We start from the raw sequence: 26464 nt of genomic DNA, 5'->3' as shown, positions 1-26464 counted from the left end.
TTAAAACGAACGCCTTTGCTATGTCAGTGAAACAAGATTTATTTCAAAGTCCCGATTATTATTTGGTAGATGAGTTGTTCACAGAAGAACATAAACTCATTCGTGATGCAGTGCGCACTTATGTAAAGAAAGAAATATCTCCCATTATTGAAGAATATGCACAAAAAGCAGAATTTCCACAACAGATCGTACAGCAAATGGGTGAGTTGGGTTGTTTTGGTCCAACAGTTCCTGTGGAATATGGCGGCGGCGGATTGGATTATATCAGTTATGGATTAATGATGCAGGAGCTTGAACGTGGCGATAGTGGTGTGCGTTCAACAGCAAGTGTGCAGGGTAGTTTGGTGATGTATCCTATTTATGCGTATGGTAACGAAGAGCAGCGTAAAAAATATTTACCCAAACTTGCAAGCGGCGAATGGCTGGGTTGTTTTGGATTAACAGAACCCAATCATGGCAGTGATCCAAGCAGTATGCTGACGAATATAAAAGATGCAGGCGATCATGTTATTCTCAATGGTGCAAAAATGTGGATCAGTAATGCACCTTACTCGCAAGTAGCTGTTGTATGGGCAAAAGATGAAGAAGGGATTGTGCGTGGTGTAATTGTTGAACGTGGTATGGAAGGTTTTTCTACACCAACCACACACGGTAAATGGAGTTTGCGTGCAAGTGCAACAGGTGAATTGGTATTTGATAATGTAAAAGTGCCCAAAGAAAATATTTTACCGAATGTAAAAGGATTAAAAGGCCCGCTCGGTTGTTTAACTAAAGCACGTTATGGAATTGCGTGGGGCGTATTGGGTGCAGCTATGGATTGTTACGATACTGCATTGCGTTACAGCAAACAACGTATTCAGTTCGATAAGCCTATTGCTGCGTTTCAGTTGCAACAGAAAAAACTGGCAGAAATGATTACCGAAATTACCAAAGCGCAATTACTCAACTGGCGTTTAGGTGTGTTGATGAGCGAAGGAAGAGCAACACCGCAACAGGTAAGCATGGCCAAACGTAACAGCTGCGAAATTGCAACAAATATTTGCAGAGATGCACGGCAGATGCTCGGCGGTATGGGTATTACCGGCGAATATTCCATTATGCGTCACATGATGAATCTTGAAAGTGTAATTACATACGAAGGCACGCACGACATTCATTTGTTGATTACAGGTATGGATGTAACAGGTTTCAATGCGTTTAAATAATTGTCAATTTTTATAAAAGACAAGGACATCTTATACAGATGTCCTTTTTTTATGTTTAGATTTTTTCGAACTGCCTGATTATTAGCAGAAATTAAATTTCAACCGGGCAACCCTTTTTTTGTGGCATCCATCTTGCAATTGTCTTCAACGATATGTTATTCATAATTGTACTCCTTGTAAACTAACTGAACGTTAACCCGATTTTCTGATTTTTAAAACCTATTCGCATGGTAACAGTAATTATTCCAGTTTTGAATGAAGCAGAAACAATTGAGAGTGTAGTTAAGTTCGCATTTGCAAACAAACATGTATCGGAAGTAATTGTGGTAGACGATAAGTCGTTTGACGATACGGTATCAATTGCATCTGCTGCAGGGGCTAAAGTAATTACCAGTACAAAATTAGGCAAAGGCGCTTCTATGAAAGAAGGCATGCTTTGTGCAACAAACGATATTCTGATTTTTCTCGATGGCGATATTAATCCGTATCCTCCGAACACAATTTGTGATCTTACAAACCCAATCATTAACAACACACACGATTTTGTAAAAGCAACATTTGCACGCAATGCAGGTCGTGTAACAGAGCTTGTTGCAAAACCATTGCTCAATATTTTATTTCCCGGCCTTTCGGAATTTGAACAACCACTCAGTGGTATGATAGCTGGGCGAAAACAATTCTTTGAGCAAATTGATTTTTATGATGATTATGGTGTGGACATCGGTATCCTTATCGACATGTATTTGCAAAAGGCCCGTATTACAGAGGTGAACATTGGCTATCTCGATAATAAGAGCAAACCCTGGCAGGCGTTGGGTAAAATGAGTAAAGAAGTATCGAGAGCAATTATTCAAAAAGCGATGAAAGAAAACAAAGCAAAAATTAATCTTGAAGAATTACAGTCCTACTCCGAAATAAGAGACCAGATGGATTTTGCTATTCGTGAAAGTTTAATGGGGTTGGATAAGATCGCCATTTTTGATATGGACAATACCATTTTGCGTGGACGGTTTATCGATACTTGTGCAAGGCTGTATGGTTTTCAAAAAGAACTCATCAATATCCGCACAAGTGGCGCAGATTCGGCAAGCATTACAAAAAACATTGCAAAGTTGTTGAAGGGGCTTGATCTTTCGCAGGTGCTGGCCGTTGCTGACAGCATACCATTAGTACATGATGTAAAAGAAGTAGTAAAAGAATTAAAAAACAGAGGCTATGTAGTAGGTATCATCAGCGATAGTTATGATGTGGTAACAAATCATATCAAAACAAAAATTGGCGCCGATTTTTCACTCGCTAACGAACTTGAGTTTTCAAAAAGTATAGCAACAGGCGAAGTAAAGTTGCCATCTTTCTTTTTTAATCATACCGAATCAATTTGTAAGCACAGTATTTGTAAAACAAATGCCGTGCAACACATTTTACAACATTACAATATCAGTATCAACAATGCAATTGCAATCGGCGATGGAGAAAACGATCTCTGCATGATCAAGCATGTTGGTGTTGGTGTTTCTTTTTGCTCATCCAACGAATTATTAAACTACCTTGCCGACCGGCAGATTACCTCTCCAAGATTTGAAGAGATACTGGAATTTGCCTGATGTTCATGTCGCTAAGAACTGTTGTTCGAAATATTAACCGTTACAGAGTTGCACGCATCAGCGATCGTAATTTTTTGCTCATTGCCAGCATCATTGTAGGTGTGGCAATGGGCTTTGTTGCAGTGTTGCTGAAAAAATCTGTACACGCACTGCAGCTCGCACTTGGCGGATTATTTAAAGATAATGCCTGGGAGTTTTTGTTTTACCTGCTTCCGCTTATCGGCATTCTGCTTACTGTGTTTTATGTGCAGAAGATACGTAAAGGAAAAACAGGCAGTGGCATCAGCAGTATCATTCAATCTGTATCTAAACGGCATGGAAATGTTTCGCCCGATAATATGTACACACATATGGTGGGCAGTGCTATAACAGTTGGGTTCGGAGGTTCTGTTGGGTTGGAAGCGCCAATTGTTGCAACAGGCTCGGCTGTGGGCGCAAACATTGCACGTATATTTCTATTGAGTCATAAAGAACGAGTTGTTTTACTGGCATGCGGTGCAGCGGCAGGTATTGCAGCCGTATTTAACACTCCTGTTGCGGGAGTATTGTTTGCAATGGAAGTGTTGATTGCAGAATTTTCTATTCCAACGTTTATACCTATTCTTATTGCTTCTGCAAGCGGTGCAGTTGTTTCAAGGCTCATGTACGATGAGCATTTGTTTTATCTGCTTACAAAAGAATGGCGTGTTGATGCAATTCCTTTTTACCTGTTGCTTGGAGGTTTATGCGGTTTGATATCGGTGTATTTTATGCGCATGTATTTCTGGACGGAGAAAAAATTTGCAGCAGTTAAAACTGTAGTGCCGAAAGCAATAGGAGGTGGGTTGTTACTGGGGCTTTTAATTTTCTGCTTCCCGGTTTTGTATGGCGAAGGTTATTCAACAATGGCTGCTTTGTTTCAAAACAATTCAGACAAATTACTCAACAATACTTTTTACAAAGAATGGATCACAAACCCATATGTTTTTTTAGTGATCATCGCCGGCATTGTTTTTTTTAAAGTAATTGCATCATCATTAACACTGCATGCAGGCGGTAATGGTGGCGTGTTTGCACCTACGTTGTTTACAGGAGCTGTAACAGGTTTTGGCTTTGCCTATTTTTTTAATGCAACAGGATGGAAAGAATTACTCACTGTAAATTTTGTTGCAGCAGGTATGGCAGGTATTTTAAGTGGAGTGGTGCATGCACCGCTGACCGCTATCTTTTTAATTGCTGAAGTTACGGGTGGTTACACCTTATTTGTGCCGCTGATGATTGTTGCAGCAGTAAGTTATTTCATTAGCAGGGCATTTGAGCCTTATTCCATTTACACAGAAAAACTGGCGCAAAAAGGTTTTAAAATTGATGACAGGGAACTTGTGCTCCTGAATAATATTAAACCGGAGTCGATCATCGACCGGAAATACATTGCTTTAAAATACGACGACAGTTTTCGCAAACTCAGTAATGCATTTCTTATTACCGATCAAACTGTTTTTCCTGTATTGAATGATGAGCAAAAGCTTACAGGCCTTGTTTATATCGACGATGTAAAATCGATTTTGCTGCGTGAAGAACTGTTCGATAAAACAAGTGTGGCAGATGTAAGTGTAAAACCACAGTACAGTATTTCGGTAAAAGACGATATTCAAAAAATTATGCGTCTCTTCGATATATCGGAGCTATGGCATATTCCTGTTATTAATGCAGATGGTGCGTTTATTGGCTTTGCAGATAAACGGATATTACTCGGGCTTTTGCGTGAAACGCTCAACGCACATCATCTTTCTGAGCAATTATAAAAACAGTTTCAATTGCTCTTCATCAAAAGCAGTAAGCGATTGCAGCTTTAAATCGGCAGCATTCCATTTTGGATGATTGTAATCTGCAACAGCAGGAATAATTACACATTTCATTCTTGCAGCTTTGGCAGCGATCATGCCATTAAACGAATCTTCAAATGCAATGCATTCCATACCGGCAGCATTCAACTCGTTGGCGCAGTTGAGGTAAACCTGTGGGTGCGGTTTGCCAAACGGAAGTTTTTCGGCCGATGTAATGGCATCAAAACTATTTTCAAGTTTCAGTTTTCTCAATACAACTTCAACAAGCGAAAGTGGAGAAGAAGTTGCAAGACCAATCTTTAAACCGAACGAACGCATAAAAGGAATGATGCTGTCAGATCCGGAAAAAGGAATGCCGTTCGCATCAATTTTTGAAACAGCTTTTTGAATAATGGTTTCAACTGCCTGTACTGCATGTTGCGTCGGAATATTGAAATAATGAAACCAATGCTGTATCCATTCTTCGGTACGTAAACCAGTAGAGCTGTGGTATTGTTCTGTTGTTAAATTAATGCCGAATTCATGTAAAGTTTCACTGCCTGCTTCCTGCCATAAAGGTTCACTGTCAATTAGTAAACCATCCATATCAAAAATTGCTGCCTTTAATTTCATGGCGCAAACTTTAGGTAAAAAAAAGGAATATCGAAATATTTTTATTGTAAAGCATAAATTACATCAACCGTAAACCTGATTTTTATTTTTTTAAAATTAATATTCTGACTTTCTGATTTATCGTCAGCATAAAATCCATTTTTAAGTATTGTGTTTGAAGTGTTAAATTGGAATTGAAATGGCTCAAAAGGATTGTTTTCATCCTGCTCAGTAATTGTAATGGCTTGGCCAATTTTTTCACCTATTGCTTCAGTTAAATAAATGCCTTTTTCTTTTGCAGATTTAATGGCATTAATTTTTGTCTGCCTTCTGTATTCTGTCATTTTTGTATGCCAGGCACGTATAACTCTAAAACCTACAGTAGCTTCTTCGTTTAGTTTTTCAGTAAGTAATTCCATTTTACTGCTCTCCGAAAATTTTATTTGATAAGAGATGAATGAAAATAACTGAGGGTCCTTTTTCCTTTTGCGCCACCAGTCGTTACCATTTGCTCCTTCAAACGATGCTATGCTGATGAGCGAATCCGGAATGCCTGCCGATTTACAGTGTTGTAAAAACTCTTCTTTTATTATTTCAAGCTCTACTTTTTCTTCCCCCTTTTTTTTGTATTCACGTAAGTCAACCTGTACATAAATTTCATTGGGTACAACTTCCATTTCTGCTGTGCCCGATACGGTAATCGTTTTTGGGTAGGGGTTGCTGACTGACTGAAGTTGTGCAGTTGCGGTTTGAAGAAAGAGTAAAACGACCAGAAGGCTTTGTAACTGTTTCATGATCAATGATTAAATGTGAAATAATTATCGAAAAAATAATGCTTTGAATGTTACCAAAATGTTATCTTGCACCACCCGCAAGGGACGTCAATCAACTTTAACCATGTCAACTTTTGTAGAACGACTCAAGAAGTTTAACCTTACCCGTAGGGTTATTTATGGTGTGCTGGGCGTAATTACTTACCCTGGTCTTGTACTCATAAACAGGTTAAAAATTACCGGTGGCGAGAATTTAAAAAATCTGCCCGGACGTAATGTGTTGTTTGTAAGTAATCATCAAACTTATTTTGCCGATGTTATCACTTTCCTGCACATCTTTTTTGCAGCAAAGTGGGGCCGTTATAAAGGATTAGGTATTCCTTACTATCTGCTCAATCCCAAAACAAATATCTACTATGTGGCTGCAGCAGAAACCATGAAGGATACATGGCTTACCCGTTTGTTTGCAAAGGCCGGTGCCATTACAGTTAAACGTACATGGCGTGCAGAAGGTAAGGAAGTACAACGTGGACTCGACCCCGGTGATACAAGAAATATTGCACGTGCATTAAATGATAGCTGGGTAATTACTTTTCCGCAGGGAACAACCAAACCGTTTGCTCCCGGACGTAAAGGAACTGCTTACATCATTAAACAAAATCAACCAATTGTTGTACCAATCGTTATCAACGGTTTTTGGCGTGCTTTCAATAAGAAAGGTTTGAAGTTTAAGAAAAGAGGCAGCCTGCTTTCGGTAAACATTAAAGAACCGTTGGATATTGATTACAATGCACCTGTAGAAGAAATCCTCGACCAGGTAATGGATTCAATTGAACAAAGTAAAAAATATATGCTCAAAGGAAGACATCACCTGATGAGCATTATTGATAAATGAGTGTAAATAAAAGAAGTTAGAAGGGATGAACCAACAGGTTCATCCTTTTTTTATTTGCAGGCAGGCCGCATTGTTCGCTCTTGCAAAACCTGTTTTATTCATTAACTTTAAAACAGCCAAAAACCACTGCATGTACCATAAAGTCAGGAAAAAAATACACATCTTACTGCATCCCGAATTAGGCGAAACAAAATGGGATAAGATCATTAACGGGTTTATCATTTTTTTAATTATTGCTAACGTAGTTGTGGTGATACTTGAAACTGTACAGCCCTTACACGATAAGTATCTTACCTTCTTTCATTATTTCGATCTTATCTCCGTTATCATTTTTACGATTGAATATTTATTGCGCTTGTGGAGTTGTATACACGAGGCAAGGTTTGAACATTCGCTTTATGGAAGGATTCGCTATGTTTTTTCTGTTGAAGGAATAATTGATCTCCTGGCAATATTACCCTTCTATATTCATTCGCTTATCGGGCTCGATCTGCGTGTACTGCGTATTTTACGACTCCTGCGTTTTCTGCGTTTGTTCCGGCTTACTGCTTACATGAAATCGGCACGCATGGTAAAGAATGTATTTGTGAAACGTGCAAGTGAATTAAAGCTGAGTGTTGTGCTGATACTTTTTCTGGTAATCATTGCATCGAGCATTATGTACTTTACCGAGCACCAGGCACAACCAAAAGTGTTTACCAGTATACCTGCCACATTGTGGTGGGCCTTTGTTACACTTACATCGGTAGGCTATGGCGATATGGTGCCCATAACCACTTTAGGAAAAGTGATGACGGCAATTATTATGCTTTGCGGTGTAGCTATTTTTGCATTGCCTGCAGGTATTATTACAGCCGGTTTTTTAGAAGAAATGCAAAAAGTGAGGCAAAAGAAAACAGTCAAATGCCCGAACTGCGGCCATAGTTTTCATCACGATCATACTGAGTAGTATGCAGGTTCTTCTTTTATCTTTACTGTAAGCCTTTATTTCACCCATGCATTTTTTGCGAACCTTTATCATCATACTTTTTCTGTTGCCATTGTGCAACTGTCTTTATGCGCAATCCTTTTTTATTCGGGGAACTGTAGTTGATGGCGATACTGGTCAACCGCTTGCAAATGCAAGTGTGTTTATCAATAATTCTACCAGCGGCACGGTTACCAACACCGCAGGTGAGTTTCAATTAGGTCCGTTTGCTCCCGGCGAGTACGAAGTTGTTGCATCGTTTGTAGGTTATCACAACATTCTCTATGTAGCCAACCTGCATTCTGCATCGTTAAAAATTAAGTTTGAAATGGGCAGAAAGGAACAGCAGATGCGTGAGCTGCTCATTTTGCCAAGCGAAACACGAATGCGTTATCTCGAAATTTTTAAACATACTTTACTGGGCCAGACAAATGCTGCTGCAAGAGCTAAAATTAAAAACCTGAAAGATGTGCAGTTTACAGCAGGCAGAAGCAGCAACGAAATAATTGCTTATTGTGATACAACATTGGTGGTTGATAATCCTGAGCTGGGTTATGTTGTGAACTTCGACCTGGTTGATTTTTACTTTAACCGTTCAACCGGCGAATCAAGATTTTTTGGCTACACCCGATTTTTTGATAAGGATACCGATGGCGAAACAAAACGCAGGTGGACACGCAGGCGCAGACAAACATATGAAGGAAGCTCCATGCATTTTTTCAGAAGTCTGGTGAACAAAAATCTCAAGCAGGATGGCTTCAATATGCAGAATGTTTACCGCAAAGAAATGAAAAGAGAACCCGGTGCAGGTACAACAATAACCATACAAAGCAGCGGAATAAGCAGTATGGATATGGCCGTGCCTGTAACAGAAGACAGTATTCTGCATGTCTACAGCGATTCGGGCTATCGCATTTATCAATTAAAAATAGCCGATTGGTTGCGTGTGTTGTATAACAAAAACACGGCATTAAAAAATGAAATGACCAAGAACCGTATCATTACAGGACAGTTGCGGGATATAACCGTATCGGGAGTACGGCCTGTTAAACCACCTGTTCCGTTACTTGTAGATTACCGTGGACGATTATTAACAGCCATGTCGTTTTACTACGATGGTATGTGGATGTATGAACGACTGGCGAATATGCTGCCGGAGGATTATGTGCCTGAGTGAGTTTCTCGTTGTTAAAGAACGATAATAAGCAGTTGTAAATAGCGTTTCATAAAAAAGTTAACGATGGGATATCGCTTCTCTATAACCAGCCTGTTTGTTTTTTTATTGTTCAACTTGTTCTTTATTGGCTGTTCAAGAAGAACTCCGAATGATTTATATGTGGTAAAAGCCTTAAAAATAAGCTTGGAAAATAGTGTAGCGATATTGGAGAGAGAAAACGAACAGGCGCTAACAACTTTTCAAATGAAAACACAGTTCCCTGAAACAAGAGAAAAGGCAGAGTTGCTTCTACCGCAGATGATGGGGGTAAAAAGTATTACAACTTCAGCGATTAATGAAATAAAAAAAGCACAAAGTGATTTAATAGCGGAGGCAACATCTAAAGATGAAAGTGAACCTTTTTATTATGAAGACAATCTTGATGCTGTTAAGCGACTTTTTATTCAAAAGGAGCGGGCAAAATTTCTTTTTAGAAAACTTAAGTTATATAAAACTCAACTAGAGGCAATAGACAGAAGTAACAAAGAATATATAACACACCTGTTGATTGATGTGCCGGAGAATGAAAAGCAGTTAGAGAATCTTGATAATTTTCTTGAATTTTTTAAATATCAACCTGCAATATCGGTGGATGCATTTTTGGAAAGCCTGAAAGCGAATATTCTCTTGAACGAAAAAAGAATGTACTTTTTTATTAGTGATAAAACGACAAGTCACCTGAATCATAATTCTACTGAAATATTGATCGGTACAAATATGCGTTACTTTAAATCGGGCGACCAACTTCAAATAACAGCCGGTATTGCCGAGTTTAGATACTTTTCTAAATCCTATATGCTCGTAAACGGCGAAAAAATATTACCTGATGAAAGAGGTAGATTTATCTACGATACAAAAATTAATAAAAGTCCTGGAAACTATCAGATGCCTATTGAAATTGGTTATGTTGAAGCGGATGGGAATCCGCAAACATTAAACAAGAATATAGATTATTCCGTAATCAAATAGTCAAATTACTCACCCGCAAACAACGCTTTCAACTCTGCTGCATCATGTGGCTTCATCTTACCACCAAGGATCAAACGTAACTGGCGGCGCCGCAAAGCACCTTCGAAGAGTTTTTGTTCTTCTTCTGTTTCAGGAATTAATTGTGGAACGGGTTTAGGTCTGCGATTAGGGTCAAGTGCAACGAATGTATAATAAGCCTCGTTACTTTTATAACGATATTGCTGCACAGTATCTTCGCCCCACACTTTCATGTGCACCTCCATAGAGCTGTTGAATGCTCTCGTAACTTTTGCTTCAATATGAACCACATTGCCAAGTTTAATAGAGCTTTCAAACGAAATATTATCTACGCTTGCTGTAACAACAGGAGAGTTGCAATGCTTGCCTGCGGCAAGCGCAGAAGCAATATCCATCCAATACATTAAACGGCCGCCCATGAGGTTGCCAAATACGTTGGTATCGTTTGGCAGTACCAACTCTGTCATTACAATAAACGATTCTTTTGCTGTTTTGCTGTTCATTTGAAAAACTGTTTTTGGCTTATGGGCCGGGGCGCAAAGTAAACGAAGATTTGCTATTGATCGTCTATCTGCTTTATAACTAAGAAAAAAAATCCCTCTCACAAGGAGAGGGATAATGTTATCAGATAACCAACATCGCATCTCCATAACTGAAGAAACGGTATTTATCTTTAATTGCTTTTTTGTACGCTTCCATTGTAAGCTCGTAACCGGCAAATGCGCAGGTCATGATCAATAAGCTTGTTTTGGGCAAATGGAAATTTGTTACCAGTGAATCGGCAATATTAAAATTGTAAGGAGGATGGATGAAAATATTTGTCCAGCCTTCGCTTGGTTTTAACAGCTGCTGTGCGGTAAACGATGTTTCCAGTGCACGCATGGTTGTTGTGCCGATAGAGCAGATACGATGCTTGCCTTCTTTTGCTTTGTTTACAATTTTGCAGGCAAACTCATCGATCTTATAATACTCTGCATCCATTTTATGTTTGCTCAGATCTTCCACTTCAATAGGACGGAAAGTTCCCAGGCCCGTATGCAATGTAACTTCTGCAAAACGTACACCCTGAATTTCCAAGCGCTTGATCAACTCCTGGCTGAAGTGCATACCTGCAGTAGGAGCCGCAACCGCACCTTCGTGTTTTGCAAACACGGTTTGGTAACGCTCACGATCTTCTTCATCGGGTTTACGTTTAATGTATTTTGGAAGTGGAGTTTCGCCCATGTTGTACAACACAGTGCGGAACTCTTCGTCTGTGCCATCAAACAAAAAGCGAATGGTACGGCCACGTGATGTAGTGTTGTCAATTACTTCTGCAACCAGATCTTCTGTGTCGCCGAAATATAATTTGTTACCAACACGGATCTTTCTTGCGGGATCAACAATTACATCCCAAAGACGGTTTTGTTTGTTTAATTCACGGAGAAGAAATACTTCGATTTTTGCACCGGTCTTTTCTTTACGGCCATACATACGGGCAGGAAATACTTTGGTGTTGTTTACAACAAAAGCATCCTTGTCGTCGAAGTATTCCATAATGTCACGGAAAGTTCTGTTTTCAATTTGACCGGTTTTGCGGTGAACCACCATCAGGCGACTGTCTTCACGTTTCTTTGTTGGGTTCTGGGCAATGAGATTAAGAGGAAGATCGAAGGTAAACTGAGATAACTTCATACTACGTTTTATAAATTTTAGTAACGGTGCAAACGCAGCAGTGAGATGAGTACTTAGGAGTGACTCTCCAAACCCCGTCTTACGGCACCGGGTTTGAACCTGTTACTTTTTGATGGGTGCAAAGGTAAGGGAAAAGGCCGAAACCGGGGAAACTTATCCACAGGATACTGGTCTTTAGCCGGTAGTTGATAGCCGATAGCCAGGGCGTTGGTTTTTACGGTTTATACCAGGGTAGTTCGGCCGGGTACAGCTTCGAGAAGTTGCCGGGTGTATTCTTTTTGCGGATGGAAATAAATGTCGTCGGCAGTGCCTGTTTCTTCGATTTGTCCTTTGTTCATTACAATAATACGGTCGCAGATATAACGCACCACAGCCAGATCGTGTGAAATAAAGATGGAAGTGAAGTTGAATTCTTGCTTCAGATCGTTGAGCAGGTTGAGTACCTGTGCCTGTACACTTACATCGAGCGCTGAAACAGATTCGTCCCAAACAATAAAGGAAGGATGCAGCGCCAATGCTCTTGCAATAACGATGCGTTGCCGCTGCCCGCCGCTGAACTCATGCGGATAGCGTTTAAAATGATCGGCCGTGAGATTCACTTTTTCCAGCAGACCAACGGTTCGTTCTTTCGCCTGTTTTTTTGTAGTGGCTAATTGATGCACAAGCATGGGTTCGGTAATGGCATCGCCAATAGTAATGCGTGGATTAAGCGATGAATACGGATCCTGGAAAACGATCTGCAGATCTTTGCGGTTTGACTTAAATGCATTGGCAGACTGATCAAGAATGTTTTTGCTATTGAGCAAAATACTCCCGGATGTTGCTTCAACCAAACGAAGAATGGCACGGCCCAATGTGGTTTTGCCACAGCCGCTTTCGCCAACCAATCCCAATGTTTCTCCTGCAAATACATCAAAGCTTACATCGTTTACTGCTTTGATAAAGGAAGTTGGTTTGCCAAAAAGTTTTTTCTTTTCTGAAAACCAAACGTTGAGGTTTTTTACCTCAAGCAGAGGAGTTGGGGAATCAGGGGTTTGGATGCGATAGCTATCGGATTTGGAATTTGGATTTTGTATGTCGGGCTTTTCACTAACCACTGTCGGCTTAAAACTATCGGCTGTATTTGCCACTTCTAAAAAATCGTTGACAACGGGCAAGCGTTTTCCTTTTGGATGCAGTGCAGGACGGCAGGCGAGTAGTGCTTTTGTATAAGGATGCTGCGGACGTTGAAAGATGTCGGTTGTTGTTCCCTGTTCAACAATAGCACCTTTATACAGCACAACAATTCTGTCGGCTATATCATGTACAACAGCAAGATCATGCGTAATAAACAAAACACCCATGCCGTTTTCATTTTGCAATTGTTTGATCAATTGCAGAATGGTGTTTTGCACTGTTACATCAAGAGCAGTTGTTGGTTCGTCGGCAATAAGCAACGATGGGTTGCAGCTCATGGCCATCGCAATCATTACACGTTGTTTTTGTCCGCCGCTTAACTGGTGCGGATAGCGATGAAGCATTGCTTCAGGATTTGGCAGCTTTACTTTTTCAAACAATGATAAGGTGCGTAAACGGGCTTCTTCTTTACTCACTTGCTGGTGCAACTGTATTGCCTCCATCACCTGTGTTCCGCAGGTGAACACAGGGTTGAGCGATGTCATTGGTTCCTGGAAGATCATGGCAATTTCATTACCACGAATGGATTGCAATTGTGCTGCAGGAATTTTCAACAGATCAATAGTTGTTCCGTCTTTACGGGTAAAAAGAATCTTTCCGTTTGGATAAGCAGCAGGAGGTTGAGGCAGCAATTGTAAAGCAGAAAGAGATGTTACCGATTTGCCCGAACCTGATTCGCCAACTACTGCTACGGTTTCACCTTTTGCAATACTGAAAGAAATACCCTCAACAGCTTTTGTAAAACCATCTTCTGTTTTAAACGCAACTTCTAAATCCTGTATGGAAAGTAAAGCATCACTCATTTTCAAAACGAAGATGCTTCACGGTGTTTCCGTTATTGATGAGTTGTTTTAAAGAGTCGATACCGACTTTAATATGCTTCTCAACAAAATTAGTTGTCACCTTTTTATCACTCTCTTCTGTTTTCACGCCATCTGGTGTCATTGGGCTATCGCTTACAAGTAATAAAGCACCGGTTGGAATATGATTGGCAAAGCCTACCATAAATACGGTTGCTGTTTCCATATCAATCGCCATGGCTCTTACTTTTTCGAGATAAGTTTTAAACTCTTCATCATGTTCCCAAACTCTGCGGTTGGTTGTATAAACAGTTCCTGTCCAGTAATCGCTGTCGTAATCACGAATAGTTGTTGAAACGGCTTTTTGCAATGCGAAGGCAGGGAGTGCAGGAACTTCAGAAGGGAAATAATCACGGCTTGTACCTTCGCCACGAATAGCTGCGATAGGAAGAATAAGATCGCCGATTTTATTTTTTGCTTTTAAGCCGCCACATTTTCCTAAGAATAAAACTGCTTTTGGATCAATTGCAGATAACAGATCCATTACTGTTGCAGCGGTTGCACTACCCATTCCAAAGTTGATGATGGTGATGCCATCTGCAGTAGCGCACTGCATCGGTCTGTCTCTTCCAACTACTTCTACATTGTTCCATTCTGCAAACAGATTTACATAATTGCTGAAGTTGGTTAATAAAATGTATTTGCCAAAATCCTCTAATTGCTGACCGGTATAACGGGGCAGCCAGTTCTTTACGATTTCCTCTTTCGTCTTCATACTTTCATTTTTTTAAATTCTGCTAAATTAATCATTTACTTTGACGCATGATACAGGTAACGTTTCCTCAACCCGCATTCCGTATAAAAGAAGATGAGGGGAAAGAATTGATCTTTGATGAAATTCGTAAACAATGGGTGCGGTTAACACCTGAGGAATGGGTACGACAAAACCTGCTTCAGTATCTTATCCAAACAAAAAAATATCCTGCTGCATTTATTGGTGTAGAAAAAGAAATCAGTCTTGCTGAATTGAAAAAACGGTTTGACGTATTGATTTATGACAGCAATCATCAACCCTGGATGATGATCGAATGCAAAGCAATGGATGTTGAATTGTCGGAAAAAGTATTGGAACAGATTGTTCGTTATAACATGTCGGTACCTGTTCCATATCTTGTGATCAGTAATGGTTCGTACACTTATGCATGGGTAAAAAAAGAAAACCGGCTCATCAGTATTACTGACTTGCCGGAATTTGAATAAGTACTTCGTGCATGTTCTCCTGCGGTATATTTGGGCCTGTTTTTCGAAGTGTTGCGGTTAGGTGTTTTTCGTGCAGGTAGCAACGGCCTTAGGCTACAAAGCTATTATTGCCGGCAAATTCCAAAAAAGGTGTTTTAACGGGTTTTTGTTTTTCAAGGCAAACAACCGTGTGTTCCCGAAAAACATTTTTTCTTCTGTCTGTTCAATGTGGGTTTGTTCCTCATCTATCTTTGTTTTTTCCAGCTAACTATTCTTCAATTATCAACCGTTTTTATGGATGTAGAGGTCCTTTCACGAATACAATTTGCGTTTACAGTAGCCTTTCATTATATCTATCCGCCTTTAAGTATTGGCTTGGGACTGCTGCTTGTTATTATGGAAGGAATGTACCTGAAAACAGGCCGAAAGATTTACGAAGATGCAACCCGTTTCTGGATAAAAATATTTGCACTCATTTTTGGTATTGGTGTGGCAACGGGTATTATTATGGAGTTTGAGTTTGGAACCAACTGGGCAACCTATTCAAAATATGTAGGCGATATTTTTGGCAGTGCACTTGCTGCAGAAGGTATTTTTGCATTTGCACTCGAGTCGGGCTTTCTTGGCATTCTCATCTTTGGCTGGAACAGGGTTAGTTCAAGAGTGCATTTCTTTTCAACGATCATGGTGTTTTTAGGTTCGTTGTTTTCTGCCATCTGGATCGTTGTGGCAAACTCCTGGCAACAAACACCTGCAGGGTATCATATTGTTGGCGAAGGCATGAATGCACGTGCCGAAATAACCGATTTCTGGGCAATGGTTTTTAATCCATCGAGTGTAGATCGTTTAACGCATGTGTGGATCGGCGCATTTCTTTCAGGTGCTTTTTTGGTGTTGAGTGTAAATGCATACTATATTCTTCGCAAACGTCATCTTGAAATTGCACGACCATCATTTAAACTTGCATTGATCGTTGCTACAGCATGTTCGTTATTACAGTTGGTAGCAGGGCATCACAGTGCCGATGGTGTGGCAAAAAATCAACCTGCAAAACTTGCTGCCATTGAAGGACATTATGATACATTGGCCATGGCTGATATGTTTTTGTTGGGTTATGTAAATAACAAAACACAAGAGGTGAGCGGTTTAAAAATTCCGGGTGGATTGTCTTTCCTCATTCATGGAAATTTTAATGATCCGGTTAAGGGGTTAAAGGCTTTTCCTGAAGATGAGCGACCCAAACAGATCAATGCTATTTTTCAGTTCTATCATATTATGGTGGCCTGCGGAATGGCCATGATTGCACTAACTGTGTTTGCTGTGTGGCAATGGCGACGTAACCGTTTGTTCGAAACAAAATGGCTGCTTTGGCTTTTTGTGTTTGCTGTGTTGTTGCCGCAAGTAGCTAACCAGGCTGGTTGGTTTGCAGCAGAAATGGGCAGGCAACCCTGGGTGGTTTATGGCTTGCTCAAAACATCGGATGCTTTATCGAAAACAGTAACAGCAAACCAGGTGCTGTTTTCACTTATCATGTTTACAATCGTGTATTTGTTATTACTTGTTTTGTTTTTGTATTTGCTCAACCGAAAAATAAAGCATGGCCCGGTAAGCGATCATGCAAAAGAAGAATTGGAAGAAGGCAGTAAACGCAATAACCCTATAATGCAACAATAATTATGGAAACGTTTCTTGGTTTAGATTATAATGTTTGGTGGTTTCTGGTTTTTGGTGGCGTTATCAGTGGCTATGCAATACTCGATGGTTTCGATCTTGGAGCCGGTGCACTGCATTTGCTTCTTAAAAAAGAACAAAGCAGGCGTATTGCCATGAATGCCATTGGCCCTGTTTGGGATGGTAATGAAGTATGGCTGGTAATTGGCGGCGGCGCATTGTTTGCCGGGTTTCCTGTTGCATATGCAGCTATCTTTTCTGCGTTTTATGTGCCGTTTATGATTTTTATGGTTGGCTTAATCTTTCGTGCAGTTGCTATTGAGTTTCGAAGTAAAGAACCGATGCTGTGGTGGCGTAAAACATGGGATGTAGTGTATAATATTGCCTGTATTGTAATTGCACTTTCGTTAGGATTGATGTTGGGCAATGTGGCATATGGGTTACCGTTAAATGAACAAAAAGAATTTGCAGGTAACTGGATGTCGTTCTTTCATCCGTTTCCTATTATGGTATCCATTACCACACTGGCTCTGTTTCTGATGCACGGTGCTATTTATCTTACCATGAAAACAGAAAACAGGCTGTACACAAAAATGCACTTGCTGGCCAATAATTTCACCGTGTTCTTTGTGTTGAGTTTTGTAATTACAACATTGTACACATTGCTGTATGTGCCACATCTCTGCGATCAGTTCAGGCAATCGCCGGGTTTGTTTCTGTTGCCGGTGTTAATGATATTGGCCATTGCAAATATTCCAAGACAGATCAAGAAAGGAATGTACCGCTACGCCTTCATCAGCTCGGCTGTTACCATTGCATTATTGCTGATAATGGTTGCCGTGGAAATATTTCCTTACCTCTTATATGCAAGCAATAACATCAACAACAGCATTACAATTCATAATGCAGCAGCTTCGGCCAAAACAATGAAGATACTGCTCATTATTGCACTTATTGGTACACCGTTAGTGGCAATGTATACCGCTTTTGTGTTCTGGACATTTAAAGGAAAGGTGAAACTCGATGAAATGAGCTACTGATGCAGGCGTAGCCATGCTACACCTGCGCCAATAGTATGCGGAACTGGTTAGTCTTTTTTATTAGTCGTTATGATCGAAATGAAGATGTTGCTTATAAGCACCTGCGGCAATATGCAGTGCAAATGCTGCAATGGCTGTATCCTTTAATAAATTTATTAAAGCCATTTGGCGCATTTCCGGAGCTCCCGCATTCATTGAGTTGGGTAAGTGAATGGTTAATACAAAAACAATAAGCATTGCAGCAAGTAGATACCCCGTAATTTTTACAAACTTGTTGGTAAGAAAAGAAACGCCTGCTAATATAAATGCAGTGCCTACAATGTATACCCAAGCAACACCACCCGGTAAAAAATCGGGTACATAAACCAATAAATCATACGGGTGTTTATAGTGGAAAATGCCAAATGCTATTAGAATTACAGAGAGCAAATAAATCGCAATCCGTGAAACGATGTGGTAATGTTTCATAACAGAAGTTTTAAAATGAAAAAATATGGCTGATATCTGTTTTTCTTTCTCCCGTTCTGATAATTGCTGCAATGAAACCCGCTTCCTCACTATTAAGTTACGAATAAAATTACCTGAAGCAAATATTTAGTGTATTTGTTTTTAAGGTTTAACAATAAACATAATGCTGAATAATTATTACTTCTGAACAAAAAGCTGCCTGCTTTCCCTTGCAGTTTCTGTGCAGGCCTGTATTAATACATAGCCATCGGGCAGCTGGTTGAAAGGTATTTCTGTTTGTAACACAGAATTGGGACAGCGAATGGTTTTAAGTAAAACGCCAAAAGAATTATACACGTTGCAATAAGCAATCGGTTTGCAGCTTGTAATAACAACTGCTTTCTTTTGACTGTTTGTGCTTATGAGCACATCGTTTACCGGCTTAACTTTTACATTGATCGATGCAGAGTAAGAACTATTTCCGTTTATGTCTGTAATTTTTAAACGATAGTTGTTAGAGGTTGATGGATACAGATCGGAAGCTTCAAAGTCTGTTTGCTCCTGGTTGTTTTTTGCCGAATTAAAATGAGCTATCTCTTGCCAATCGGAAGCAGATAAGCTACGCTCAAGCGATATTTCTTTTGTTTTATGGTCTTTTTCTAATTTCCAGTTTAACTGAACAGTATTGTTTTTTTGCACAGCATTAAAACTTTCAATATTTTTTGGCAAAGCAATATGCTGATAGTAGACGTTTACAGTAACAGCATCTATATCGGCATTAAGAAAAGCGCCTGCAGCTCCGGAGTTTATTTGTATTGCAAGGGCAACTCCAAAATCGGCACTGTTAACTTCGGCAGAGGTCCATGTAGTTCCCCACAGATCGGTATTGCTTCCATAAGTAACCACTGCTTCAGATCCTGACCATGAACTCGTTTTAGCTTTGTTTGTTCCCACAAGGCTGCCAGCTTTTAATAATTGTACTGTTTGGTCTTTAACGGAGGTTCCAAGAATACCCAAACCATCAGCATCACATTCAATCTGCACCTCAATACCGCAAATAGTAACTGCGGCAGGAATGGCAATGTTGAAATTTTGAGACAGGAGATTGTTTGATTGTGCACTTGCAAACAAGCCCAGCGTGTAGCCTGCTGTTGCTTCAAGATTATCGGAAGAAACAATGTTTGTTACACTTCCCCATGAGAAAATACCGGATGATGTGTTGTTGTTGACCGTTGCAGGAAATTTAAAACCTGAATTACTGCATTGCGAAAAAGAAGGGTTAGTCGCAGTAATCAATAAGGTTAGCAGCACACAAATAAGTGTCGAGTGTTTCATAGTGATTGTATTGGATTTTGGTATCAGAGCTCCCGTTAAGATAATACCCAAAAAAAGAGAGTGCAAGCATTTGCACTCTTCTCTTTTAAAACTAAATGTAAATATTTATCCGGCAGCAATAACAGACTACACTGAAATCGACAGATCTGCCTCCGATACTTGGTTTCCGGTAATATAATATCCTTCTATTCCTAAGCCCCACGTCTGCTATTACAGGCTTAACAGGAAGGCCATCACATCTACTCCGTCAGCATAATCCATCAGTCCCGGTTGCTGGGCATAGCCAAAAGGTATTGTTGCTGTACCCGTAACAGCCTGTACCTGTTCGTGGTTTTTTAATTCATCCGTTACTTCGTTTGCAGAATTGTAATAACTGTAATGCAATGTGCCGATGGGTGAAAACAATTGCTCGTTTTCAACAAGCACAATGCAATCGTTGGTCATGTAATACACATTGTTCATTAAATAAATGGCTAGCTGATAATCGTAGTTACTGCGGTATTTATGATGATCGAACATCCATTTGTATTTCTTCAACGCATTCAGCAATGGAACAAAATCGTAATTGGCGGGAACATACAGTTTGGTAACGTTGCGGCAACCTAAGCCAAAGTAAAGCATCACATCATCTGCCAGCAAAGAGAGTTGCTCCTCCGTTTCGTTACCGGTAAGCAATGCAACAGATGTTCTGTTCTTTCGGATGATGGATGGGTAGCGACCGAAATAATATTCAAAATAACGGGCGCTGTTATCGCTGCCTGTGGCAATATAAGCATCACAATTCTTCAACATGCTGTTGAATTGAACATATTGTGCTGTTTCAGGATTCCACTCCGTCATTTTTTGAACAAGATGCTTTAACAACACATCATCTTTCGACGAAAGTTTACAAACCTGTTTATGTCCGCTGATGAAGACAGTAAGAAAATCATGAAACCCAACCAATGGAATATTTCCTGCCATTACAATGCCAATAGTCTTTGGTATTACACTGTCGTTTAGATGATAGTAATCAGCCCAGCTGCGTAGTTTCGTCAGCAATAAAAAGTTATCAGCAATTGAGTCGGTTGCATTTTTTATAAATGCCTGTGTAAACCAATTGTTTTGCTGTTCGGCCCTCTGGCAAGCCACTTGCCACTCGGGCGAGTTTGAAGAAATATATTCACCAAGTTGCGATAAAATTTCCAGCCTTTGTTGTAAATTCATTCAAAGCTTTAGTTTACATTTGAAATGCAAAAGTAAATTAAATCTAACCCCAAAAAATTCTAAGGTTATGGCTATAAAAATTACAGAAGAATGTATTAACTGCGGGGCATGCGAACCCGAATGTCCCAACAATGCAATTTATGAAGGCGGTGTAGAATGGGCAATCGCTGATGGAACAACCGTTAAAGGATCGTATACGCTTATTGATGGATCTCAAGTGGATGCTGCAGCAAAGCAAAGTCCATTGAGTATGGATACTTATTACATTACACCTAATAAATGTACCGAGTGCCAGGGTTTTCATGAAGAACCACAATGTGCTTCTGTTTGCCCGGTAGATTGCTGCGTTCCTGATGATATGTACCAGGAAACTGTAGATGATTTGATGGCACGTAAAGATCGCTTACACAGTTAGTCTCTTTTTCAACCGATGGATGAGTTCCCGTAAGAACGATTCCGGAATACAGCGGGTGATATTTCCCGTTAAAAAAAGGTGAAGGCTTGAAAACCTTCACCTTGCTTTTTATATCTTGCAGCAATGAAGAAGTTTGCATACATCCTGCTGGCTGCAGCCATTTTCTCCTCTTGCAATTGGGAGTTTAAAAAGCAGGAAAGCCCCGAAACACTTTCCGGAAAAACTGAAGATGCACGAAAGCAGCTCGATGAAATGCTGGAAACAGATAAAGCATTTTCTGCCGCAAGCGAAAAAAACGGAATGAACAAAGCATTTCTTGAATATGCTGCAGACGATGCAGTTTTGTTACGTCCCGGCTATATGCCAATTGTTGAAGCAGATGTAATAAAATACCTCAACGCACAGGAAGACACATCTTTTAAAATGACATGGGAGCCGCACGGTGCTGATATTGCTGCTTCTGCCGATATGGGTTATACCTATGGTGTTTATAAAGTAGTAACTGCCGATACAACGTTAAAAGGAACTTATCTGAATGTATGGAAAAGGCAGCCCGATGGTAAATGGAAATTTGTGATTGACTCGGGTAACGCCGGTGCAGAAAAAACAGGAATGTAAACAGAGCGGCAGGATTTTTGAATACTTACTGCCCCGTAACAATCAACCGGAAATCAAACCAATATTTAAACAACCATCATCATGAACGGACCCAAAAACATAGCCTTGGTAACAGGCGGCTATAGTGGCGAAGCGGTAATATCGTATAAAAGTGCAACCACTATCTTTAATCACCTCGATAAGTCGAAATACAATGTGTATGTAATTGATGTTACAAAAGAGGGATGGTTTTATAAAGCAGAGAATGGTGAATTGTTTGCAGTTGATAAGAACGATTTTACAATAAGTGTTAACAATCATAAAGTAATATTTGAGTGTGTGTTTATTGGTATGCACGGCACACCCGGTGAAGATGGTAAACTGCAGGGTTATTTTGATGTGTTGGGTTTCCCTTACACGTCGTGCAATGCAGCAACATCGGCTATCACTTTTAATAAAAGGTATACTGTTGCAGTAGCTGCATTTGCAGGTATTAATGTGGCAAAGAGTGTGCACCTGTTTAAACAGCAGGCTTTCGACAGTAATCAATTTAATCTAAATCTTCCTGTATTTGTAAAACCCAATAATGGCGGCAGCAGTATTGGCATGAGCAAGGTGAGTAAAAAAGAAAATCTTGCTGCTGCAATTGAAAAAGCATTTGCAGAAGATAACCAGGTGTTGATTGAAGAAATGATTACCGGCAGGGAATTTACAATAGGTGTATTTAAGCACAAAGGTGAAATTATTGCAATGCCGATGACAGAGGTAAAAGCTGATGCCGACATGGAGTTTTTCGATTTCGTGGCAAAGTACCAGGGTAAGAGTACAGAAATAACACCGGCAGAAGCAAGCGAAGAAGTATATAAAAAAGTAAGCGATGCTGCAAAGAAAGTATATGCTGTGTTTAACTGCAGCGGTGTAATACGCATCGATTTTATTTACAATGAAGAGCGTAACGAACCGTTTATGTTAGAGATCAATACCATTCCAGGGCAGAGCGACGCAAGCATTGTTCCCCAGCAAGTAAAAGCAATGGGATGGAAGCTTGAAGATTTTTATGCATCTTTAATTGAAGAAGCACTGGCAGATGCCGCTGCGAAATAAGTTTTAAACTAAATAACGTGTTTCAATTTATTACCAAACGTTCCTTTTTTGTAAACCTGCTTATTGCGCTTTTACTCGGGCTTGCAATTGTGTTTATTTTTTTTCAACTGCTCGATAGTATTACGCAACATGGAAAGTATGCGAAAGTACCCTCCGTAAAAGGCAAAACGGTTGAAGATGCAACGAAAGTACTGGAGGCCCAGGGCTTTCGGGTAGAAGTGCAGGATAGTGTTTACTACGATAGTCTTCCAAAACTTTCTATTGTAAAACAATCGCCGCAACCCGAAGAACTGGTGAAGGTGAACCGTACCATCTATTTAACCATCAACCGTGCAGAAGCACCGTTAGTAACTTTGCCCAACTTCGTAGGACAAACCTATCGTAGCGTGCAGTTGCAATTAAATACACTCGGTTTAAAACTCGGCGATACTACTACAAGACCCGATTTTGCTGTAGGCTCTGTACTCGAACAATTATACAAGGGTGTTTCCGTTAAGCCCGGTGCTAAAATACCAATGGGCAGCAGCATTAGTCTTGTAATTGGTGGAGGTATAAAACAAACCGAAGTGTCTGTTCCTTTGTTATTAGGACTTACATTTGCCGAAGCAAAAGTGTTGCTGGAAAGCAACGATCTTTTGCTGGGAGCAGTAGTGGTTGATGGTGCAATAGCAGACAGTGCTTCGGCATTTGTTATTAAGCAAAACCCTCCCGTTAGAGATGATGAAGGACGACCGATACGTATCCGTGGTGGACAGCTGATTGATGTGTGGATCAGTACCGATCGCTCAAAGATTGACAGCATTCCCAAACCAAAGGCTGTAATGGAAAAGAAACCTGAAACTGTAAACGAATATTAATAAATAAAAAAATGAAGACAATCACTGCAGAAGAGTTGAAGGCAAGAATAGATGCCGGCGAAGAATTAAATATTGTTGATGTACGTGAACCGCACGAACACGCTGAGTTTAATATTGGTGGCACATTGTATCCGCTTGGTCGTATTCTGTCGATGGATGTAGATGAGTTGGAAGAATTAAAAGAAAAGGAAGTGGTTTTCTACTGCCGCAGCGGAAACCGCAGCGGACAGGCTTGTATGTTTGCTGAAACAATGGGCTTTACAAACGTTATAAACCTTACAGGTGGTATGCTTAACTGGCGCCAGGTATTTGGTTAATCGGTTTATTGAACGAATAAAAAGAAAGGCCGCTGTTTACAGCGGCCTTTCTTTTTATATGCGGTTCTTTTATCAGATTTTGATATTGATGCCTGCCATAAAATTAGTACCTGCCATTGGGTAATAATAGTTTTCAGTAATGGTTTGCCCGCCGTAGATATAACCAAACGTATAACCATTGGTTTCGTATACCCGGTTAAACAGGTTGTTTAACTGTAAGTTGAAATTTACTTCCTTTACCTTTTTAAAGCGAAGCTGGTAACTTAAACGAAGATCGGTTACATAAAATGGATTAATACTTCTTGCATCATTACCGGTATTATCGAGATACTGGCGTGATACATATTTGTTCAGTAAGCTGATCTCTCCGTTTTTAACCGGAATAAAGTTGAGTGTAAACCCTGCAACAGCTGATGGAGAAAAGGAGAGAGGTGTTGATGCGAATTTATTTTCCTGCTGTCCTCCATTATCATAGTCATCTACAAACTCTGTAAAGTTGAGAATACGATTCTTGCTCAATGTTAAATTAGCGTTTGCATTAAACCAGCTGATGGGTTTTACACCTGCCTGCAATTCCACACCTGCACGATAGCTTTTGGGAGCATTTGTACGTGTATAACCGCCAACATCGTTTACTTTTCCTGTTAATACAAGTTGATTATTGTAATGCATGTAATAACCGGTAACACTCCAGTTGTATTGAGCTTTGCGTTGTTCAATATTCACTTCAAAGTCGTAAAGCGTTTCGTGTTTGGGTTTCTGTGTAACACCTGCTTCAAAATCGTCACGGTTTGGTTCTTTATTTCCAATGCTGAACGATGCAAAACCTAACCAGCCGTTTCCATTGGCGTATGATATACCCAGTTTCGGATTGATAAAATTGAAGTTTCCTCCAGATTGCAAACTTGGATTCTTGCGGAAACCGTTAATCGTGTGGTTCACATTTCTGTACTGCACATCGGCAAATGCTTCCCAACGGCTGTTTAACCGGCGCTGATATTTTGTATAGAAATTAAAGTCTGTTTTAAACGCTGTAAGGTTGTACCATTTGTAATCTTTTGGCACAGCAACTTCACTCCATACAATTTTGCCATAATGCTTCCCATCGTAACGAGTGTATGCGCCACCAAAAGTCAACTGATCGTTGTTGCGTTTGTATTGTGCTGAGAAAGTAGCACCGTAAAAATAATTATCTAACCAAAGCTGACGGATAATATCTGCTGTAACAGCGTTCAAACCATAATCATCCAGCGATTCTCCACGTTTGTATTCTTCGTAATAACCTAAACCACGAGTTAAGAAGAAAGCCGTATTGATATTCCAGCTTTTATTGATCTCGTGGTTGAATAAGAGTTGGTAATGATCCTGACGATAGTTGTCGGTTTGATTGCCGTAACGGAAATAATTGTATGTACGGTTATTGTTCGGATTAAAGAGGTTTGCAGAATCCTCTTTTGTATCGTACAGATAATAATTGTTGTTGTAATGTTCAAGCAGCTTCGCTTCATCGCCTCTCAGCTTTGCTTCAGGAATACCATTCCATGCCTGATAGGTTTTTTCTTTTCCTGTAAACGCATTTAAACGCAGCGATGTTTTTTTGTTGATGTATGCTGCAGATAAATAAGCCGAACGCAAATCGGATGCGCCTCTTTCAATAAAACCGTCGCTGTTGATAAACGATACACGACCATCAATAGTAAAATGTTTCCCGATTAATCCGGAACCGGCTTTAATCGTATGTCTCCAGCTGCTGAAGCTGCCGAAACCGTTATTCAGCTCTGCGTAAGGTTTTTCATTAAACTCATTAGTACTGAGGTTAAGTGTAGCACCAAATGCACCTGCACCGTTTGAAGAAGTACCAACTCCACGTTGAATCTGGATGGAGTTTACAGAAGAAGCAAAATCGGGGAGGTTCACAAAAAACAAACCCTGGCTTTCTGCATCGTTATACGGAATGCCATTTAACGTCATGTTGATTCTTGTTGCATCGGTACCACGTATACGAATGCCGGTATAACCAATGCCATTACCCGCATCGGAGTTAATAACAACAGAGGGCGTTTGGTTAAGAATGAACGGAAGGTCCTGCCCAGTATTCATTTTTTCAATCTCTTTTTTGTTGAGATTGGTTTTAGTAAACGGCATACGGTCGTTTGCACGAATGGCAGTAACTTCTACCGGATTAAGAAACAATACCTGCTTTTCAATCTGGAATTGAATTACAAATGTTTCTTCCTTTACTTCAAAGTCAAATTCTGAAGTTTTGTAACCAACACCGGATAATTTTAATTTGTGCTTTCCCGGTTTGAGTTTTTTCATAATGAATTCTCCGTGTTCGTTGCTCACACTTTGAAGTACATTATCAATTTCTGCAGAAATAAAGGCAAGTCTGTTGCCCGTTTCTTTTTCGCTCACAATACCTTTTACAGTAGCTTGAGCCATTACCAGTTGTTGAGAAATAATCATCAACATTCCCAGCATCAATTTTTTCATTTCAAAATCACTTTAACGGTTAAAAATTG

Annotated in this window: 25 protein-coding genes; 15 read left to right on the top strand and 10 right to left on the bottom strand. The window is 40.0% G+C overall.

Going from position 1 to position 26464, the window contains the following annotated elements; all coding sequences use genetic code 11:
- Positions 1-20 precede the first annotated feature (20 nt).
- The 3 genes from ESA94_RS04605 to ESA94_RS04595 all read left to right on the top strand — a co-directional run bounded on the left by ESA94_RS04605 (position 21) and on the right by ESA94_RS04595 (position 4593).
- On the top strand, positions 21-1205 hold the full coding sequence (locus tag ESA94_RS04605) for an acyl-CoA dehydrogenase family protein (protein ID WP_205755906.1): 1185 nt from the start codon (positions 21-23) through the stop codon (positions 1203-1205).
- Positions 1206-1432: 227 nt separating this feature from the next.
- Positions 1433-2809 (top strand): HAD-IB family phosphatase, encoded by a 1377-nt coding sequence (locus ESA94_RS04600; RefSeq protein WP_129129668.1) that lies wholly within the window; start codon positions 1433-1435, stop codon positions 2807-2809.
- A 5-nt stretch (positions 2810-2814) separates the two neighbouring features.
- Positions 2815-4593: a chloride channel protein gene (locus ESA94_RS04595; protein WP_164972650.1), complete on the top strand. Its 1779-nt coding sequence runs from the start codon at positions 2815-2817 to the stop codon at positions 4591-4593.
- Here ESA94_RS04595 and hxpB read toward each other — a convergent pair.
- Complete coding sequence (hxpB, locus tag ESA94_RS04590) at positions 4588-5247, bottom strand: hexitol phosphatase HxpB (protein ID WP_129129666.1); 660 nt, start codon at positions 5245-5247, stop codon at positions 4588-4590. The two genes, ESA94_RS04595 and hxpB, sit on opposite strands and share 6 nt — an antisense overlap.
- A gap of 41 nt (positions 5248-5288) precedes the next feature.
- Positions 5289-6020, bottom strand: a complete 732-nt coding sequence (locus ESA94_RS04585) for an SIMPL domain-containing protein (protein WP_129129665.1) — start codon at positions 6018-6020, stop codon at positions 5289-5291.
- 103 nt (positions 6021-6123) lie between these two features.
- Here ESA94_RS04585 and ESA94_RS04580 point away from each other — a divergent pair, with 103 nt between their 5' ends.
- The 4 genes from ESA94_RS04580 (at position 6124) to ESA94_RS04565 (ending at position 10046) form a co-directional block, all read left to right on the top strand.
- Positions 6124-6894, top strand: a complete 771-nt coding sequence (locus ESA94_RS04580; protein ID WP_129129664.1) for a lysophospholipid acyltransferase family protein — start codon at positions 6124-6126, stop codon at positions 6892-6894.
- 130 nt (positions 6895-7024) lie between these two features.
- Complete coding sequence (locus ESA94_RS04575; RefSeq protein ID WP_164972649.1) at positions 7025-7843, top strand: ion transporter; 819 nt, start codon at positions 7025-7027, stop codon at positions 7841-7843.
- 46 nt (positions 7844-7889) lie between these two features.
- A complete protein-coding gene (locus ESA94_RS04570) occupies positions 7890-9038 on the top strand; it encodes a carboxypeptidase-like regulatory domain-containing protein (RefSeq protein ID WP_129129662.1) in 1149 nt (382 codons plus the stop codon).
- 63 nt (positions 9039-9101) lie between these two features.
- The gene (locus ESA94_RS04565) at positions 9102-10046 is read left to right on the top strand and encodes a hypothetical protein (RefSeq protein ID WP_129129661.1); all 945 of its coding nucleotides are present in this window, start codon (positions 9102-9104) and stop codon (positions 10044-10046) included.
- Positions 10047-10051: 5 nt separating this feature from the next.
- Here ESA94_RS04565 and ESA94_RS04560 read toward each other — a convergent pair whose 3' ends face one another.
- The 4 genes from ESA94_RS04560 to ESA94_RS04545 form a co-directional block, all read right to left on the bottom strand.
- Entirely contained in the window at positions 10052-10567 is a 516-nt protein-coding gene (locus ESA94_RS04560) for an acyl-CoA thioesterase (protein ID WP_129129660.1), read from the bottom strand.
- 121 nt (positions 10568-10688) lie between these two features.
- The gene (gene queA, locus ESA94_RS04555; protein WP_129129659.1) at positions 10689-11738 is read right to left on the bottom strand and encodes a tRNA preQ1(34) S-adenosylmethionine ribosyltransferase-isomerase QueA; all 1050 of its coding nucleotides are present in this window, start codon (positions 11736-11738) and stop codon (positions 10689-10691) included.
- 221 nt (positions 11739-11959) lie between these two features.
- Entirely contained in the window at positions 11960-13717 is a 1758-nt protein-coding gene (locus tag ESA94_RS04550) for an ABC transporter ATP-binding protein (protein ID WP_129129658.1), read from the bottom strand.
- Entirely contained in the window at positions 13710-14489 is a 780-nt protein-coding gene (locus ESA94_RS04545; protein ID WP_129129657.1) for an AMP nucleosidase, read from the bottom strand. The genes ESA94_RS04550 and ESA94_RS04545 overlap by 8 nt, the downstream gene beginning before the upstream one ends.
- A 47-nt stretch (positions 14490-14536) precedes the next feature.
- Between ESA94_RS04545 and ESA94_RS04540 the strand changes: the two genes are divergently transcribed.
- The 3 genes from ESA94_RS04540 (at position 14537) to cydB (ending at position 17664) form a co-directional block, all read left to right on the top strand.
- Positions 14537-14974: a type I restriction enzyme HsdR N-terminal domain-containing protein gene (locus tag ESA94_RS04540; RefSeq protein WP_129129656.1), complete on the top strand. Its 438-nt coding sequence runs from the start codon at positions 14537-14539 to the stop codon at positions 14972-14974.
- Between the two features lie 273 nt (positions 14975-15247).
- The gene (locus tag ESA94_RS04535; RefSeq protein WP_129129655.1) at positions 15248-16627 is read left to right on the top strand and encodes a cytochrome ubiquinol oxidase subunit I; all 1380 of its coding nucleotides are present in this window, start codon (positions 15248-15250) and stop codon (positions 16625-16627) included.
- Positions 16628-16629: 2 nt separating this feature from the next.
- Positions 16630-17664, top strand: a complete 1035-nt coding sequence (cydB, locus tag ESA94_RS04530; RefSeq protein ID WP_129129654.1) for a cytochrome d ubiquinol oxidase subunit II — start codon at positions 16630-16632, stop codon at positions 17662-17664.
- Between the two features lie 60 nt (positions 17665-17724).
- Here cydB and ESA94_RS04525 read toward each other — a convergent pair whose 3' ends face one another.
- From ESA94_RS04525 to ESA94_RS04515, 3 genes are all read right to left on the bottom strand, one after another.
- On the bottom strand, positions 17725-18132 hold the full coding sequence (locus ESA94_RS04525; protein ID WP_129129653.1) for a DoxX family protein: 408 nt from the start codon (positions 18130-18132) through the stop codon (positions 17725-17727).
- Between the two features lie 177 nt (positions 18133-18309).
- Positions 18310-19446, bottom strand: a complete 1137-nt coding sequence (locus ESA94_RS04520; RefSeq protein WP_129129652.1) for a hypothetical protein — start codon at positions 19444-19446, stop codon at positions 18310-18312.
- A 210-nt stretch (positions 19447-19656) separates the two neighbouring features.
- A complete protein-coding gene (locus ESA94_RS04515; protein WP_129129651.1) occupies positions 19657-20652 on the bottom strand; it encodes an acyl-CoA reductase in 996 nt (331 codons plus the stop codon).
- Positions 20653-20719: 67 nt separating this feature from the next.
- On the opposite strand from ESA94_RS04515, the gene ESA94_RS04510 reads away from it, so the two are divergent.
- From ESA94_RS04510 to ESA94_RS04490, 5 genes are all read left to right on the top strand, one after another.
- Positions 20720-21067 carry a 4Fe-4S dicluster domain-containing protein gene (locus ESA94_RS04510; RefSeq protein WP_129129650.1) on the top strand — a complete coding sequence of 116 codons (348 nt, stop codon included), beginning with the start codon at positions 20720-20722 and terminating at the stop codon, positions 21065-21067.
- 123 nt (positions 21068-21190) lie between these two features.
- Positions 21191-21685, top strand: coding sequence for a YybH family protein (locus tag ESA94_RS04505; RefSeq protein WP_129129649.1), 495 nt, complete (start codon positions 21191-21193; stop codon positions 21683-21685).
- An 81-nt stretch (positions 21686-21766) separates the two neighbouring features.
- Positions 21767-22768, top strand: coding sequence for a D-alanine--D-alanine ligase (locus tag ESA94_RS04500; RefSeq protein ID WP_129129648.1), 1002 nt, complete (start codon positions 21767-21769; stop codon positions 22766-22768).
- A gap of 17 nt (positions 22769-22785) precedes the next feature.
- On the top strand, positions 22786-23625 hold the full coding sequence (locus tag ESA94_RS04495; protein WP_129129647.1) for a PASTA domain-containing protein: 840 nt from the start codon (positions 22786-22788) through the stop codon (positions 23623-23625).
- Between the two features lie 11 nt (positions 23626-23636).
- Entirely contained in the window at positions 23637-23942 is a 306-nt protein-coding gene (locus ESA94_RS04490; protein ID WP_129129646.1) for a rhodanese-like domain-containing protein, read from the top strand.
- A 72-nt stretch (positions 23943-24014) separates the two neighbouring features.
- On the opposite strand, the gene ESA94_RS04485 is transcribed toward ESA94_RS04490, so the two are convergent.
- Entirely contained in the window at positions 24015-26384 is a 2370-nt protein-coding gene (locus ESA94_RS04485; protein ID WP_240670985.1) for a TonB-dependent receptor, read from the bottom strand.
- Positions 26385-26464 lie beyond the last annotated feature (80 nt).

The organism is Lacibacter luteus, from assembly GCF_004118265.1.
GTDB classification, from domain to species: domain Bacteria; phylum Bacteroidota; class Bacteroidia; order Chitinophagales; family Chitinophagaceae; genus Lacibacter; species Lacibacter luteus.
The sequence above is the reverse complement of the archived record's forward strand: the minus strand, read 5'-3'. Positions and strand labels throughout refer to the sequence as shown.

Bases quoted from the DNA above. Each gene is read 5' to 3' on its own strand.
- ESA94_RS04565 (WP_129129661.1), top strand. From the start codon at position 9,102: ATGGGATATCGCTTCTCTATAACCAGCCTGTTTGTTTTTTTATTGTTC.
- ESA94_RS04545 (WP_129129657.1), bottom strand. From the start codon at position 14,489: ATGAAGACGAAAGAGGAAATCGTAAAGAACTGGCTGCCCCGTTATACC.
- ESA94_RS04540 (WP_129129656.1), top strand. From the start codon at position 14,537: ATGATACAGGTAACGTTTCCTCAACCCGCATTCCGTATAAAAGAAGAT.
- ESA94_RS04515 (WP_129129651.1), bottom strand. From the start codon at position 20,652: ATGAATTTACAACAAAGGCTGGAAATTTTATCGCAACTTGGTGAATAT.
- ESA94_RS04580 (WP_129129664.1), top strand. From the start codon at position 6,124: ATGTCAACTTTTGTAGAACGACTCAAGAAGTTTAACCTTACCCGTAGG.
- ESA94_RS04605 (WP_205755906.1), top strand. From the start codon at position 21: ATGTCAGTGAAACAAGATTTATTTCAAAGTCCCGATTATTATTTGGTA.
- ESA94_RS04570 (WP_129129662.1), top strand. From the start codon at position 7,890: ATGCATTTTTTGCGAACCTTTATCATCATACTTTTTCTGTTGCCATTG.
- ESA94_RS04560 (WP_129129660.1), bottom strand. From the start codon at position 10,567: ATGAACAGCAAAACAGCAAAAGAATCGTTTATTGTAATGACAGAGTTG.
- hxpB (WP_129129666.1), bottom strand. From the start codon at position 5,247: ATGAAATTAAAGGCAGCAATTTTTGATATGGATGGTTTACTAATTGAC.
- ESA94_RS04520 (WP_129129652.1), bottom strand. From the start codon at position 19,446: ATGAAACACTCGACACTTATTTGTGTGCTGCTAACCTTATTGATTACT.
- ESA94_RS04525 (WP_129129653.1), bottom strand. From the start codon at position 18,132: ATGAAACATTACCACATCGTTTCACGGATTGCGATTTATTTGCTCTCT.
- ESA94_RS04485 (WP_240670985.1), bottom strand. From the start codon at position 26,384: ATGGCTCAAGCTACTGTAAAAGGTATTGTGAGCGAAAAAGAAACGGGC.
- ESA94_RS04575 (WP_164972649.1), top strand. From the start codon at position 7,025: ATGTACCATAAAGTCAGGAAAAAAATACACATCTTACTGCATCCCGAA.
- ESA94_RS04600 (WP_129129668.1), top strand. From the start codon at position 1,433: ATGGTAACAGTAATTATTCCAGTTTTGAATGAAGCAGAAACAATTGAG.
- queA (WP_129129659.1), bottom strand. From the start codon at position 11,738: ATGAAGTTATCTCAGTTTACCTTCGATCTTCCTCTTAATCTCATTGCC.
- ESA94_RS04550 (WP_129129658.1), bottom strand. From the start codon at position 13,717: ATGAGTGATGCTTTACTTTCCATACAGGATTTAGAAGTTGCGTTTAAA.
- ESA94_RS04505 (WP_129129649.1), top strand. From the start codon at position 21,191: ATGAAGAAGTTTGCATACATCCTGCTGGCTGCAGCCATTTTCTCCTCT.
- ESA94_RS04585 (WP_129129665.1), bottom strand. From the start codon at position 6,020: ATGAAACAGTTACAAAGCCTTCTGGTCGTTTTACTCTTTCTTCAAACC.
- ESA94_RS04500 (WP_129129648.1), top strand. From the start codon at position 21,767: ATGAACGGACCCAAAAACATAGCCTTGGTAACAGGCGGCTATAGTGGC.
- cydB (WP_129129654.1), top strand. From the start codon at position 16,630: ATGGAAACGTTTCTTGGTTTAGATTATAATGTTTGGTGGTTTCTGGTT.
- ESA94_RS04490 (WP_129129646.1), top strand. From the start codon at position 23,637: ATGAAGACAATCACTGCAGAAGAGTTGAAGGCAAGAATAGATGCCGGC.
- ESA94_RS04535 (WP_129129655.1), top strand. From the start codon at position 15,248: ATGGATGTAGAGGTCCTTTCACGAATACAATTTGCGTTTACAGTAGCC.
- ESA94_RS04595 (WP_164972650.1), top strand. From the start codon at position 2,815: ATGTCGCTAAGAACTGTTGTTCGAAATATTAACCGTTACAGAGTTGCA.
- ESA94_RS04510 (WP_129129650.1), top strand. From the start codon at position 20,720: ATGGCTATAAAAATTACAGAAGAATGTATTAACTGCGGGGCATGCGAA.